Here is a 13787-nt window from a genome sequence, read left to right as displayed (position 1 = left end):
GGAGGGTCACTATGTCGGATATGACAGTTAAAGATTTTGCAGTAAAGGTGGGCCGTGATGTGCCCCGCCTATTGGAACAGATGAAAGAAGCTGGTTTAAAACATGCGTCAGAAAGTGACGCCGTGTCTGAAGACGATAAGCAAACGCTGCTAAGCTTTTTGAAAAAAAGCCATGGCGGCGGTGACAGCGATGCTAGCAAAAACCGCATTACGTTGACGCGTAAAACCCGTAGCCGTATTAAAACGGGCGAACGTGGCAAAACGATCGAAGTGCAGGTGCGTAAGAAGAAAACGTACGTTAAGAGCGCCGAAGACGATAAGCCGAAAGCGCCTGAGCCTAAGCATTCTGGTCCGCGTCAGCTGGTAGGCGATATGGCAGAAGCGGAAGCCGAGCGTAAAGCTCGCGATATCCGCGAAGCTGAAGAGAAGGCGGCAGCGGCTAAAGCGAAAGCAGCGGAAGATGCTGCACGTAAAGCCGAGGAAGAGAAAGCCAAGGCAAAAGCGGCTGAAGTGCCCGATATCGCTGTGCCTGAGCTGCAAATCGACGATACCCCGGCACCTGATGATTTGCCGCCTGCGCCGCCGAAAGAAGGCCGCACGGATCGTCGTACAGCGCCGCCTAAAAAGGCAGCGGCTAAGAAAAAAGGCCGTAGTGACGATGAGGACCGTGGCGACCGCGAAGAACGTAAGCGCGGTGGTGGCGGTAAGAAAGTCAAACGTGCCGAGCGTCGCGGCGGTCGTCGTGGTGGTGCCAGCCAGAGTGGCAACGGCAAGCATGCTTTCCAAAAGCCGACTCAGCCGATCGTCCGTGAAGTCTCGATTCCTGAGTCCATCAGCGTTGCTGAGCTGGCCGACAAAATGTCGATCAAGGCCAATGAAGTGATCAAGGCCATGTTCAACATGGGCGCGGCCGTGACCATCAACCAAACGATTGACCAGGATACTGCGGCTATCGTTGTGGAAGAGATGGGCCACAAGGTCAAGCTAGTGAAGGACGATGCGCTGGAAACGGAAATGCTGGAAGGCATCTCCTACGAAGGCGAAGAGATTACTCGTTCACCGGTGGTCACTGTTATGGGCCACGTTGACCACGGTAAAACATCGCTGTTGGATTATATCCGTCGCGCGAAAGTCGCCACTGGCGAAGCGGGCGGTATTACCCAGCACATCGGTGCTTACCACGTGGAAGACAACCACGGCGGCGTTACCTTCCTGGATACCCCTGGCCACGCGGCGTTTACCGCAATGCGTGCCCGTGGTGCTAAAGCGACTGACGTCGTTATCCTGGTTGTTGCTGCTGACGACGGCGTAATGCCCCAGACGATTGAAGCGATCGAACACTCCAAAGCTGCTGAAGTACCCATGGTGGTGGCGGTGAACAAGATCGACAAGCAGGGCATCGATCTGGACCGCATTCGTAATGAGCTCTCGCAGCATGGCGTGATTTCAGAGGAATGGGGTGGTGACACCCAGTTTGTGCACGTTTCTGCGAAGACTGGCGATGGCATCGAAGAGCTGTTGGAAGCTATTCAGCTTGTGTCAGAAGTACTTGAATTGACGGCTGTACCTTCCGCACCTGGTAAAGGCGTTGTTGTTGAATCGCGCCTTGATAAAGGTCGCGGTCCGGTAGCCACTGTTCTGGTACAAAACGGCACGCTGAAGAAAGGCGATATCGTTCTTGCTGGTCTGCATTACGGCCGCGTTCGTGCGCTTACCAATGAGCTGGGCAAGCAAGTGGATACCGCTGGTCCTGCTATGCCGGTCGAAATCCAAGGTTTGGATGGCACGCCGGACGCAGGTGATGACTTCATGGTCGTTGCCGATGAGAAGAAAGCCCGTGAAGTGGCTAACTTCCGTCAAGGCAAATACCGCGAAGTGCGCCTGGCACGTCAGCAGAAGGCCAAGCTGGAGAACATGTTCAGCCAGATGGGTCAAGACGAAGTGGCCAAGGTCAACATCGTTCTGAAAGCTGACGTTCAAGGTTCGCTGGAAGCTATCAAAGGCGCCTTGGAAGAACTCTCCACCGGTGAAGTTGAAGTCGCCGTGGTCTCTTCGGGTGTTGGCGGTATCACCGGTACTGATGCCAACTTGGCGCTTGCTTCTGAGGCCATCGTCGTTGGCTTCAACGTCCGTGCTGATGCGGCTGCTCGTGAAATCATCGAACGTGAAGGTCTGGATCTGCGCTACTACAGCGTTATTTACCAGCTGATCGATGAGGTTAAGCAGGCGATGAGCGGTATGCTTGCTCCCGAGTGGAAAGAAGAGATCGTGGGCGTGGCCGAAGTACGCGATGTGTTCCGCGCACCGAAAATTGGTGCAGTGGCTGGCTGTATGGTTGTCGAAGGCACCGTATCGCGCAGCAAACGTATCCGTGTACTGCGTGACAACGTTGTGATTTACGAAGGCGAGCTCGAGTCGCTGCGCCGCTTCAAAGATGACGTTCAAGAAGTGCGTAACGGCATGGAATGCGGCATCGGCGTGAAGAACTACAACGATGTTCAGGTCAACGATAAGATCGAAGTCTTTGACCAAGTGAAGGTCGAGCGCAGCCTGTAAGGCCGCGAGGAGCAATCATGCGCGAATTTAAGCGTACCGACCGAGTTGCTGACCAGCTCCAAAAGGAGCTGGCAGTACTGATCCAGCGCGAAGTAAAAGACCCGCGTTTGGGCATGATAACGGTGAGCGGCGCGACCGTTAGCCGTGATCTTGGCTACGCCGATATCTATGTCACCTTATTGGGTGAGCAAGATCCCGCGCGTATCAAAGAAAACCTGCAGGTGCTAAAGCGCGCTGGAGGCTTTCTAAGGAGCCAAATTGCCAAGCGTATTAAGCTGCGTCACGTACCTGAACTGCGCTTTCATTACGATGAAAGCGTGGTACGTGGCCAGCACCTCTCGTCACTGATCGACGAAGCGGTTTCAACTGACCGCGCACGCCAGCAGGATGATGAAGAGGGAAGCGACAATGACAATGGTGAGGAGACGCGCTAATGGCACGTCGCCGTCGCGGATTGCCGGTTAATGGCGTATTGCTGCTGGATAAGCCTAAGGGTATTTCCAGCAACCATGCGCTGCAGCGTGTGCGTCGTCTGTTTGAGGCGCAAAAAGCCGGTCATACCGGCACGCTGGACCCTATGGCAACAGGCTTGTTACCTATTTGCCTTGGGGAAGCTACTAAGTTTTCCGCGCACCTGTTAGAAGCCGACAAGATGTATCGCACCCGTGTAGAACTGGGTGTGATTACAGACACCGGTGATGCCGAAGGCACGGTCATTGAACGGCGAGAGGTCCCCCGCTTAACGGCTGGGGATGTCGAGTCAGTCCTAGCTCGCTTTCACGGCGAGATTGACCAAGTGCCGCCGATGTATTCGGCATTGAAGCATCAAGGCAAAAAGCTGTATGAGCTTGCCCGTGAGGGTAAGCACGTTGAGCGTGCAGCGCGGCGAGTAAGCGTGTATGATGCGCGGCTGCTTGCTTTCGAGGGCACTGCCTTTGAGATTGAAGTCAGCTGCAGCAAAGGCACGTATATTCGCACCTTGGCTGAAGATATTGGTCATGCGCTGGGCTGTGGTGCCCACATTAGCCAGTTGAGAAGGCTCAAAACGGGGCCCTTTACCGGCGATGCAATGTGGACACTGGAGGGCCTTGAAGCGCTGGCAGATCAAGCCACCCGCGAGGCTGAACTAATGCCTGCGGATGTGCTGGTCGATCATTTGCCGTCGCTGACGGTGGATGAAACGGCTTACGGGCGTCTTGCACACGGCCAATCGGCTAGTTTAGCCATTGGTGTGCTTGAGCCTGATACGCTGGCAAGACTTTATTACGCTGAGACGTTTATCGGCCTTGGCGTTGTAAAAGGGGCGCAGGAAGTAGCTCCCAAGCGGCTGTTAAGTACCGTCGCTATCTCGTAAAGCGTTGCAAGGACGTAGCGATTTGCGCGAAAATTGTACGTGAAGATAGTTGCATGAGACTGCAAATATGCGTGGTCTCACCCATTCAATTTTAGGCATATTGCTTACTGGAGAGACAGATGGCATTAACCGCTGAGAAGAAGGCCGAGATCGTCAACGAATACGGCCGCGGCGATAACGATACCGGTTCCCCTGAAGTTCAGGTTGCACTGCTGAGCGCCAACATCAATGGCCTGCAGGACCACTTCAAAACCAACAAGCAGGATCACCACTCTCGTCGTGGTCTGATCCGCATGGTAAACCAGCGTCGTAAGCTGTTGGATTACCTGAAGCGTAAAGATTTTGAACGCTATCAGTCTCTGATTCAGCGTTTAGGTCTGCGTCGTTAAGCGTTAACGGCAACGATCAAAAACGGGCAGCCCCTTGTGGGCTGCCCGTTTTTTTGTTTCTGGTAGCCGTATGGCGCCACAGCGCCTAGAATGGTGGCGAGTCAAAACGACCCAAGCGAAAAGACAAGTAGATATTAATGTTAAAGGAAGTCGCCGTGAATCCGGTAAAAAAAACGTTTCAATACGGTCGTAGCACCGTCACCCTAGAAACTGGGCGTATTGCTCGCCAAGCCACTGGCGCCGTTATGGTGACCATGGATGAAACCGTCGTACTGTGTACGGTTGTGGCTAAAAAAGAAGCAAACCCCAATCAGCCTTTCTTCCCACTCTCGGTACACTACCAAGAGAAAACCTACGCAGTGGGCAAGATCCCCGGCGGCTTCTTTAAGCGCGAAGGGCGTCCTACTGAGAAAGAAACCCTTACCTCACGTCTGATTGATCGTCCGATCCGTCCGCTATTTCCTAAAGGGTTTATGAACGAAGTGCAGGTTATCTGTACTGTTCTGTCGACTGATCGTAATCATGACCCTGATATCGCAGCCCTACTGGGCACCTCGGCAGCGCTGGGTATTGCTGGTGTGCCGTTCAACGGCCCGATTGGCGCGGCACGCGTGGGCTTTAATGAAGAGCAGGGCTACTTCCTAAACCCAACCGTTGAAGAGCTGACTACCTCAGAGCTGGACATGGTTGTTGCCGGTACCGAAAACGCCGTATTGATGGTGGAGTCGGAAGCTCAGGAACTGCTTGAAGACGAAATGCTTGGTGCCGTGCTGTTTGGTCACCAAGAAATGCAGGTAGCCGTTAGCGCGATTAAAGAGCTGGTCGCTGAAGCTGGCAAACCGCGTTGGGATTGGCAGCCTGCTCAAGAAAATGTAGCACTGAAAACGGCCATGGCCGATGCCTTTGAAGCCAAGGTAGGTGATGCTTATCGCATTACTGACAAAATGGCTCGTCAAGATGCGCTGTCAGCGCTGAAAGATGAAGCGGTTGCACAGTTGGCCACTGCTGAAGGCGAAGAAGTAGAAGGTAAGTTCAGCAAAGATGACGTGAAAGGTGCGTTTGCTGGCCTTGAAAAGCGCGTTGTACGCTCTCGTGTCGTAAAAGGCGAGCCCCGTATCGATGGACGCGACAATGCCACTGTACGTCCTCTAGCGATTGAGGTGGGTGTACTGCCTAAGACACACGGTTCGGCAGTATTTACCCGTGGTGAAACTCAGGCCATCGCCATTGCTACCTTGGGCACCCTGCGCGATTCGCAGCTGATCGAGTCCCTGGAAGGTGAGCGTAAAGACCGCTTTATGCTGCACTACAACTTCCCTCCTTACTGTGTTGGTGAAGCCGGCTTTATGGGCGGCCCGAAGCGTCGCGAAATTGGCCATGGCCGTTTAGCACGCCGTGGCGTTCAAGCGATGCTGCCGTCAGAAGACGTTTTCCCCTATACCATCCGTGTGGTATCGGAAATCACCGAATCTAACGGTTCTAGCTCCATGGCGTCAGTGTGCGGCTCCTCGCTCGCGCTGATGGATGCTGGTGTACCATTAAAAGCACCGGTGGCAGGTATTGCCATGGGCTTGGTGAAAGATGAAGACGGCTATGCGGTATTGACCGATATCCTGGGTGACGAAGATCACCTGGGCGATATGGACTTCAAAGTTGCCGGTTCTGAAGAGGGCGTTACTGCTCTACAGATGGACATTAAGATTGAAGGCATCAATGAAGAGATCATGGAGAAAGCGCTGCAGCAGGCTCATGATGCTCGCCTCAGTATCCTTGCTCAGATGAACGACGTGATCAGTCAAAGTCGTACCGATGTGTCGGAGAATGCTCCGTCTATGGCGACAATCAAAATTGATCCGGACAAGATTCGTGATGTGATCGGTAAAGGCGGCGCGACGATTCGTAAAATTTGCGAAGATACCGGCGCTTCTATTGATCTAGATGATGATGGCACCGTGCGCATCTACGCCGAAGATAAAGCCGCAGCCAAAAAAGCGATCGATACCGTGCTGGCAATTACCGCAGAGGCGGAAATTGGTAAGCTTTATAACGGTAAAGTAGTTCGCATTGCGGACTTTGGCGCTTTCGTTAATATCATGCCGGGTACCGACGGCTTGGTTCACATATCGCAAATTGTTGCCGAGCGCGTTAACAACGTGCGCGACTTCTTAAATGAAGGCGATGATGTGATTGTGAAAGTATTGGATATCGACAACCGCAATCGTGTGAAACTCTCAATCAAAGAGATCACCGAGGAAGAGAAAGCAGCTTTTGCCGCTGCCGAGGCGGACGTCGCTAACTAAAGCGATGTAGACGTAACGGCCGCCCCCGCAGCTTTCAGTTGCGGGGGCGGTGTCGTTTTATAGGCAGTATAGGAAAAGAGAAGAGAACATGGAGAAGGAGCAAGCGCCGCGTTGGTGGGCGGTAGTGGCCGTGATGATCGGCATTTTTTTATTGGTGACAGCTGAGCAACTGCCTATAGGGTTATTGTCCCAGGTGGCGTCGTCAATGGGTGTCACACCAGGTATGGCGGGCCTTATGGTGACCGTGCCGGGAGTTGTTGCCGCTTTCTCAGCGCCTCTGTTGCCGGTCGCGGTAGGCCGTCTAGATAGACGCATTATGCTCACGGTGATGATGATTGTGATGGTGATTGGCAGCGCGCTTTCAGCAGTGGCCAGCAATTTTGGGTTACTACTGGCAGCCCGTGTGTTGGTGGGCATTAGTATCGGTGGGTTTTGGGCCATTGCGGGCAGTATTGCCCCAAGGCTGGTGCCCAGCGATCAAGTTGCCAAGGCCATGACGATTATTTTCGGTGGTGTGGCCGCTGCGTCAGTATTGGGGGTGCCGTTAGGCACGCTGCTTGGGGACCTGAGCAACTGGCGGGTGGCGTTTGGTGCGCTAGGAGGGCTGAGTCTTTTAACCTCCATTGCACTATGGTGTTGGCTACCGCCACTGCCGCCAAGAGAGCCGGTACGGTTGCGTATGTTAGCGCAGCAGTTTAGCAATCGCGGCGTGCGTGTCGCGGTGTTAACCACTGGCTTTGTCGTAATTGGGCACTTTGCTGCTTATACCTTTATTAGCCCCATTCTGCAGGAGATTAGTGGCGTGGCTCAGCGTCATGTTGGCAGTTTGTTGTTGCTATATGGGGCGGCCGGGATTTTAGGTAATATCGCGGCAGGTATCTTTGCTGGGCGTCACCCTTATCGGGCGGTGCTGGCCATTCCTAGCTTGTTACTGTTAGTTGTGGCTATTTTCCCGCTACTGGGAGTTCAACCTACCAGCGGCGTACTGCTGCTAATGGTATGGGGGGCTGTTTTTGGCAGCGTATCAGTAAGTATTCAAACCTGGATTATACGTACGGCACCTAATACCGAGGCTGCTACCGCGCTGATGGCCTTTACCTTTAATATGTCAATTGGTTTAGGAGCCATGTTTGGTGGACGTATCGTTGATGGCACTAGCCTGCCGATTGCTATGTGGGCGGCATCAGTGCTGTTTTTGCTCGGGGCTTTACTGGTATGGCGAACGCCTTCGAGCATTGTAGGGGAGAAGCGTCGCTAGTCCTTAAAAAAGCCGTAAAAATAAGCTAACAAAAATGCCCCCGCTAAGTAGCGGGGGCATGACGTTTAACCGTATTGAAAAAGTGGTTAAGGGCGCTCAATCGCCAGTGCGACGCCTTGGCCGCCGCCGATACACAGGGTGGCTAGGCCTTTCTTAGCATCACGCGCAATCATTTCATGCAGTAAGCTAACCAAAATACGACAGCCAGAAGCACCGATCGGGTGGCCTAGTGCAATAGCACCGCCATTCACGTTCACTTTGCTGACATCCCAGCCCAACTCTTTGTTGACTGAAAGCGCTTGAGCAGCGAATGCTTCGTTAGCTTCTACTAGGTCAAGGTCGTCCAGGCTCCAGCCCGCTTTTTCGAGGCAGCGGCGGGTGGCCGGAGCTGGGCCAATGCCCATAATTGCTGGGTCAACGCCAGCGTTAGAGTAAGCGGCAATACGCGCCAGTGGCTCTAAGCCAAGTTCTTTGGCTTTTTCTGCTGAGCAAAGCATCACCACTGCAGCGCCATCGTTTAAGGAGGAGGCGTTACCGGCGGTAACGGTGCCGTCTTTCTTGAACGCGGGGCGCATACCACCTAGCTTCTCAGCGGTAACTTCCCGTGGGTTCTCATCCGTATCAAACACCACTGGATCGCCTTTGCGCTGCGGAATTTCCACAGGAACGATCTGGCCTTTGAATTTACCATCTCTGATAGCTTGCGCTGCTTTTTGCTGAGAGGCCGCCGCGAACTCGTCCATCGCTTCGCGAGTGATACTGTATTTTTCCGCTAGGTTTTCCGCGGTAATACCCATGTGATAGTTGTTGAATGCATCCCACAGGCCATCGTGAACCATGGAATCAATCGCTTTCCAGTCGCCCATGCGCTGACCGTTACGCGAGTTAGGCAGGATGTGGGGGGACGCAGACATGTTTTCCTGTCCACCTGCCAGAATAACGCTGGCGTCACCGCAACGGATGGCCTGGGTAGCCAAGTGCAGGGCCTTGAGGCCTGAGCCGCATACCTTGTTGATCGTCATGGCTGGAACGGCATCAGGCAGACCAGCTTTGATAGCCGCCTGGCGCGCAGGGTTTTGGCCTACGCCAGCTGTCAGCACTTGGCCTAGCAACACTTCATCAATTTGCTCTGGGGCAACGCCGGTAGAGGCGAGAATGTCTTTAATAACCAATGCACCTAAATCGCTAGCAGGAATGCCAGCGAGTGATCCACCAAAGCTTCCTACGGCGGTGCGGCGAGCGGCGACAATAACCACGTCTTGCATATGATGACTCCTTGGGTAAGTAACGCAACGTTCCGAGTGAGGACAGAGGCTTCAGGGGAAGCGGACTCTCCATTGTTGTTAGCATGTTGTGTCGAACTTATCTATCAGCATAGGGGAAGGTTGTGCATTGCGGCAATACGCTTTTTTAGGCAAATAAAAACGGGCCGTAAAACGGCCCGTTAAATAGCTGCTTACTCAACTGCTTGGCTTACGCTAATTGGACAGGAATCGCATTGCTGGTGTGGCTAACGTGATTGCCTTCTTGCAGATAGACAAGCGCAGGCTGATGCTTTTCAAGCTCTGCTTCGGAGTAGTGAGCGTAACTACAAATAATAATCCGATGCCCCGGTGAGGCTAAATGCGCGGCTGCACCATTGATGGAGATTAGCCGAGAGCCTTCTTCTCCACGAATCGCGTAGGTAGTGAAGCGCTCGCCGTTTTCCACGTTATAGATCTGGATTTGCTCGTTTTCGCGAATACCGGCCATATCCAGCAATTCCCCGTCGATAGCACAGGAACCTTCGTAATTGAGTACCGCGTGGGTAACGCGAGCCATATGCAGCTTGGCTTTAAGCATAATCGTGTGCATAGAAACTCCTAAATAGCGAAACTAGCTTACGCGCTAGTGTCAGTGGCAGCGTCTGGGAGCTGCACGCTGATGTTGTCAATAAGTCGAGCGGGGCCTAGCTTAGCCGCTGCTAGTAGCACGGCACTGCGTGTCGAGCTGCTCACAGGAGCAAGCGTTGCGTCACGTAGCTCAAGGTAGTCAGGCGTAAAGCCAGCATCATACAGTGCCGTTTTACCCTGTTGTAGTACCTCTTCGATGGAGGTGCCGCGCTCTAACGCATCGCGTAGCTCGCATAAGGTGCGATATAGCATGGGGGCTTTTGCGCGCTCAGACGCACTTAAATAACCATTACGAGAGGAGAGCGCTAGGCCGTCATCAGCGCGCACAATCGGTACGCCGATAATCTCGATAGGCATGTGTAGATCACTCACCAGCTTACGAATGACCGCAAGTTGCTGGTAATCTTTTTCACCGAAGCAAGCTACATCCGGCTGCACCAGATTAAATAGCATGCTGACCACGGTAGAAACGCCATCAAAGTGCCCAGGGCGCGAGCCTCCGCACAACCCTTCACCTACGTCGGGGACATGCACGAGAGTCTGGGCAGCCAGGCCATTGGGGTAAAGCGCGCTGACGGTGGGGGCGAAGAGAATATCGCAGCCAGCATCGGTCAACTGCGCTTGGTCTGCCTCGAGCGTCCGTGGGTAGGCGTCCAGGTCTTCCCCGGGACCGAACTGCATTGGGTTCACGAACAGGCTTGAAATGACGACGTCAGCGTGCTGACGAGCATTGGCCACAAGCGCCAAGTGGCCTTGATGCAGGTTGCCCATGGTGGGCACTAAGGCAATGCGTTGGCCACGCTGGCGGTATTCGCGGAGCGTGCTACGTAATTCGTTGATATCTCGTAAAGTGCGCATAAAGGGGCCGTGGTCGTTCCAGTTGGCGCTTAAAAACAGTGCTCAGCGGCTGGGAAAATACGGGTTTTAACCGCTTCATGGTAGTGTGCAAATGCGCTTTGAATGCTTTCAGCATCAGCCATGAAATTCTTGACGAAGCGCGGCGTGCGGCCATGAGTAACGCCTAGCACGTCGTGCATGACTAGAATTTGGCCATCGGTATCAGGGCCTGCGCCGATACCAATCACTGGGACGTCTAAGGCTTCAGTTACCGCTTTGCCAAGACTGGCTGGTACACACTCCAGCAAAATCACGGAAGCACCTGCCTCAACGAGCACTTTGGCATCATTGATAATTTGTTCGGCCTGGGCGGCTTCGCGGCCTTGCACTTTATAACCACCTAGCTGGTAGACCGTTTGCGGTGTTAACCCAAGGTGGGCGCATACCGGAACGCCGCGGCGGGTCATCTCACGGATACCGTCGGCCATCCATGCTTCGCCTTCGACTTTTACCAGTTCAGCGCCAGCACGCATCAATGCGGCAGAATCTTCTAGCATGCGCTCTGTAGTGGCGTTGCTCATAAACGGCAAGTCCACCATCAACAGGCTATGGCCTTTACCACGCGCCGTGCAGCGTGTGTGGTAGCAAATATCTTCCATAGTCACGGGAAGCGTACTAGTGTGCCCTTGTAAGACCATGCCTAGGGAATCGCCGACTAGCAGAACATCAACGCCTGCAGCGCTGGCGGCATGGGCAAAAGAGGCATCGTAAGCGGTCAGGCAACTGAACGTTTCGCCGGCGCGCTTATACGCCTGCAGAGTGCTCAGGGTGACGGTTTTCATGGCGTGCTCTCGTAGTTTCTAAGTGGGCCGATGCAACGTGGGCAGCCGACCATTATTAACGTTGCATCCTTGCAAGCGTGAAGTGGCGTAACTGGCAATTGTTACCTGAATGGGGGCTTGGTGTCGAGATTTGTGTCAGACGGTAGCAGTCACGGTAGCATTTGGATTGTCTAACCGTTGTATCCCACTTTGCTCAAGCTGCTTCAGCCACTCAGCAAGCGGCTGTTGATAAAGCACTATTGGCTCTAATTGAGTAGCAGACACCAGTTCTTCAAGAGGCGCTAATACAAAGGCGCGTTCATGCATATGGGGATGAGGAACCTGAAGCCTAGGGCGCGCGATCGTGTCTTGATTGTAAAGCAGCAGATCTAAATCCAGCGTGCGCGGCCCCCAGTGGCGCAATCGCCGACGGCGGTGGCGTTGCTCTAGCCCTTGAAGCTGGTCCAGTAGTGCCAGCGGAGAAAGCGTAGTTTCAAGGGCGGCCACGGCGTTAATGAAGTCAGGCTGGTCCTGTGGCCCTATTGGCCGTGTAGCGTATAGGGACGACTGGGCCACCAACTGGCAAAGAGGCAGTGTGTCCAGTTCTCGTAGGGCTTGGCGAATGTGGCTGACGGGGTCATCCAGATTGCTACCTAGACCAATATAAGCAAGTGACATTGTGTTCTTACTGCTCTGTTTTACGTGGTTTGCGTCGTTTTTTACGTCGACGGTCCCCCTGGCTTGCCGGATCACTTCCCACTTTTTGCAGCAGCCGAAGTTGCTCGTGCTCATCACCTTGCTGGAAGGCATTCCACCAATCGCCTAAGCCACGCGGTATTTCACCTGCTTGTTCACGCAACAGCAGCAAATCGTAGGCGGCTCGGAAGCGTGGGTGTTCGCGGGTTTGAAATGCCCGTTTGCCACGGCGCAGAGGAAGGCGTGCCTGTAGTTCCCAAATATCGCGCATCGGCATGCCAAAGCGTTTGGGAATCGAAATATGCTGTAACTGGCGAGTGACTACCTGCTGGGCGGCAGTTTGCAGCGCTGGAATTGCGGGCATGCCTTCGCGCTCAAGCTCGGCTTGACGGTGTGCCACTGGCGCCCACAAAAAGGCGGCTAGCAGAAAGGCTGGCGTAACTGGCCGGCCTTCCGCAATGCGCTTATCGGTGTTAGTGAGCGCTTGCTCAATCAGATCTTCGGCCCAAGCAGCATCCGCCATGGCTTCTTCCGCTTCGGGGAACAGCATGCCAAACAAGTTGTAATGGCTCAGTAAGCGGAAAGTAATTAAGCCGTGTCCCGACATGAATAGCTTGAGTACTTCATCAAACAAACGGGCGGGAGGAATTTGCAGTAACAGCGGCGCTAGATCATACATCGGCTCTTCAGTGGCTGGCTCGATGGTGAAATCGAGCTTGGCCGCAAAGCGCACCGCACGCAGCATACGTACTGGGTCTTCCCGATAGCGGGTAACGGGGTCGCCAATCAGTCGCAGCGTACGTGACTCAATATCACGCGCGCCGTTGGCAAAGTCATGAATCGTGAAGTCAGCGATATTGTAGTAAAGCGCATTCACGGTGAAGTCGCGGCGTAGAGCGTCTTCTTCGATGTTGCCCCACACATTGTCTCGCAATAGCAGACCATCGTCAGACTGCTGGGCGATATGATCGCCGTGCTCGTCCTGAGGCTTGCCGCGGAAAGTGGTAACTTCAATGACTTCGCGACCAAAGCGCACATGCACAATGCGAAAACGCCGACCAATCAGCCGCGAATTGCGAAACAGATCGCGCACCTGTTCCGGCGTTGCATTCGTGGCAACGTCGAAATCTTTCGGCATTTTGCCCAGCAATGCATCACGAATGCAGCCGCCAACTAGGAAGGCATCAAATCCAGCGCCATTAAGGCGATACAGCACCTTTAACGCGGCCTCGCTGATTTGCTGACGAGAAACAGGGTGCTCGGAGCGCGGAATAATACGGGGACTGAGCGCATCAGCGGCGCTCTCTGGGGAATCGAGCAGGGATTTCAAGTGCTCTCCCGGGCTATGTAATAAACGGGTAAATCCTTTAAACATGCGGCGATATCGACTCGCAGGGTATCGAAAACAGTATTATCGAAAACAGTATCGAGAAACGTAGCGAAAAAATGACCGCAAGGTTAGCGGTAAGTTGCTGAGTGTAGCCGACCCCTTGAGGCTTGCAAAGCACTGGAGCAGGGTTTGTAAAAGACGACTGCTTTAAACGCGGAAAGGGGAGGCTACAAGAGCCTCCCCTATAAAGCAGACAATCAGCGTCCATGCTGTTGTTTTTCTTCATGATGGCACATCGCTCTGAATACGCACCGCAGTCGGTAGGCGTGAGAACCAGTCTGATTCCGACCGCCTC

12 protein-coding genes are annotated in these 13787 nt (G+C 53.9%); 6 read left to right on the top strand and 6 right to left on the bottom strand.

The window, feature by feature from the left end:
• Positions 1-11: 11 nt before the first annotated feature.
• From infB to JFC11_RS10320, 6 genes are all read left to right on the top strand, one after another.
• On the top strand, positions 12-2555 hold the full coding sequence (infB, locus tag JFC11_RS10345) for a translation initiation factor IF-2 (RefSeq protein ID WP_038480711.1): 2544 nt from the start codon (positions 12-14) through the stop codon (positions 2553-2555).
• A gap of 17 nt (positions 2556-2572) precedes the next feature.
• Positions 2573-2989 (top strand): 30S ribosome-binding factor RbfA, encoded by a 417-nt coding sequence (rbfA, locus tag JFC11_RS10340; protein WP_038480714.1) that lies wholly within the window; start codon positions 2573-2575, stop codon positions 2987-2989.
• Complete coding sequence (gene truB / locus JFC11_RS10335) at positions 2989-3909, top strand: tRNA pseudouridine(55) synthase TruB (protein WP_198349514.1); 921 nt, start codon at positions 2989-2991, stop codon at positions 3907-3909. The genes rbfA and truB overlap by 1 nt, the downstream gene beginning before the upstream one ends.
• 119 nt (positions 3910-4028) lie before the next feature.
• A complete protein-coding gene (gene rpsO / locus JFC11_RS10330) occupies positions 4029-4298 on the top strand; it encodes a 30S ribosomal protein S15 (RefSeq protein WP_009723734.1) in 270 nt (89 codons plus the stop codon).
• 137 nt (positions 4299-4435) lie between these two features.
• Positions 4436-6598: a polyribonucleotide nucleotidyltransferase gene (gene pnp, locus JFC11_RS10325; RefSeq protein WP_038480720.1), complete on the top strand. Its 2163-nt coding sequence runs from the start codon at positions 4436-4438 to the stop codon at positions 6596-6598.
• 88 nt (positions 6599-6686) lie between these two features.
• Positions 6687-7856 (top strand): MFS transporter, encoded by a 1170-nt coding sequence (locus JFC11_RS10320; protein ID WP_038480722.1) that lies wholly within the window; start codon positions 6687-6689, stop codon positions 7854-7856.
• Positions 7857-7942: 86 nt separating this feature from the next.
• Here the strand turns inward: JFC11_RS10320 and JFC11_RS10315 are convergent, their stop codons facing one another.
• From JFC11_RS10315 to pcnB, 6 genes are all read right to left on the bottom strand, one after another.
• Positions 7943-9121 carry an acetyl-CoA C-acetyltransferase gene (locus tag JFC11_RS10315; RefSeq protein ID WP_030074109.1) on the bottom strand — a complete coding sequence of 393 codons (1179 nt, stop codon included), beginning with the start codon at positions 9119-9121 and terminating at the stop codon, positions 7943-7945.
• A gap of 208 nt (positions 9122-9329) precedes the next feature.
• Positions 9330-9710: an aspartate 1-decarboxylase gene (gene panD, locus JFC11_RS10310; protein WP_038480729.1), complete on the bottom strand. Its 381-nt coding sequence runs from the start codon at positions 9708-9710 to the stop codon at positions 9330-9332.
• Positions 9711-9736: 26 nt separating this feature from the next.
• Positions 9737-10606, bottom strand: coding sequence for a pantoate--beta-alanine ligase (gene panC / locus JFC11_RS10305; RefSeq protein WP_198349513.1), 870 nt, complete (start codon positions 10604-10606; stop codon positions 9737-9739).
• Positions 10607-10635: 29 nt separating this feature from the next.
• Complete coding sequence (gene panB, locus JFC11_RS10300) at positions 10636-11427, bottom strand: 3-methyl-2-oxobutanoate hydroxymethyltransferase (RefSeq protein ID WP_095604443.1); 792 nt, start codon at positions 11425-11427, stop codon at positions 10636-10638.
• Positions 11428-11562: 135 nt separating this feature from the next.
• Positions 11563-12084: a 2-amino-4-hydroxy-6-hydroxymethyldihydropteridine diphosphokinase gene (gene folK / locus JFC11_RS10295; RefSeq protein ID WP_038480739.1), complete on the bottom strand. Its 522-nt coding sequence runs from the start codon at positions 12082-12084 to the stop codon at positions 11563-11565.
• Positions 12085-12091: 7 nt separating this feature from the next.
• Positions 12092-13477 carry a polynucleotide adenylyltransferase PcnB gene (gene pcnB / locus JFC11_RS10290; RefSeq protein ID WP_038480742.1) on the bottom strand — a complete coding sequence of 462 codons (1386 nt, stop codon included), beginning with the start codon at positions 13475-13477 and terminating at the stop codon, positions 12092-12094.
• Positions 13478-13787: the final 310 nt, after the last annotated feature.

Source organism: Vreelandella alkaliphila, assembly GCF_016107625.1.
In the GTDB taxonomy this organism is placed as follows: Bacteria; Pseudomonadota; Gammaproteobacteria; order Pseudomonadales; family Halomonadaceae; genus Vreelandella; species Vreelandella alkaliphila.
Note: the sequence above shows the minus strand (reverse complement) of the source record. Positions and strands in the feature narration are given on the sequence as shown.

What these genes read in the sequence shown, in the direction of transcription:
- infB (WP_038480711.1), top strand. Translation starts at nt 12, where the DNA reads ATGTCGGATATGACAGTTAAAGATTTTGCAGTAAAGGTGGGCCGTGAT.
- rbfA (WP_038480714.1), top strand. Translation starts at nt 2,573, where the DNA reads ATGCGCGAATTTAAGCGTACCGACCGAGTTGCTGACCAGCTCCAAAAG.
- panB (WP_095604443.1), bottom strand. Translation starts at nt 11,427, where the DNA reads ATGAAAACCGTCACCCTGAGCACTCTGCAGGCGTATAAGCGCGCCGGC.
- pnp (WP_038480720.1), top strand. Translation starts at nt 4,436, where the DNA reads ATGTTAAAGGAAGTCGCCGTGAATCCGGTAAAAAAAACGTTTCAATAC.
- folK (WP_038480739.1), bottom strand. Translation starts at nt 12,084, where the DNA reads ATGTCACTTGCTTATATTGGTCTAGGTAGCAATCTGGATGACCCCGTC.
- rpsO (WP_009723734.1), top strand. Translation starts at nt 4,029, where the DNA reads ATGGCATTAACCGCTGAGAAGAAGGCCGAGATCGTCAACGAATACGGC.
- panD (WP_038480729.1), bottom strand. Translation starts at nt 9,710, where the DNA reads ATGCACACGATTATGCTTAAAGCCAAGCTGCATATGGCTCGCGTTACC.
- JFC11_RS10320 (WP_038480722.1), top strand. Translation starts at nt 6,687, where the DNA reads ATGGAGAAGGAGCAAGCGCCGCGTTGGTGGGCGGTAGTGGCCGTGATG.
- pcnB (WP_038480742.1), bottom strand. Translation starts at nt 13,477, where the DNA reads ATGTTTAAAGGATTTACCCGTTTATTACATAGCCCGGGAGAGCACTTG.
- panC (WP_198349513.1), bottom strand. Translation starts at nt 10,606, where the DNA reads ATGCGCACTTTACGAGATATCAACGAATTACGTAGCACGCTCCGCGAA.
- truB (WP_198349514.1), top strand. Translation starts at nt 2,989, where the DNA reads ATGGCACGTCGCCGTCGCGGATTGCCGGTTAATGGCGTATTGCTGCTG.
- JFC11_RS10315 (WP_030074109.1), bottom strand. Translation starts at nt 9,121, where the DNA reads ATGCAAGACGTGGTTATTGTCGCCGCTCGCCGCACCGCCGTAGGAAGC.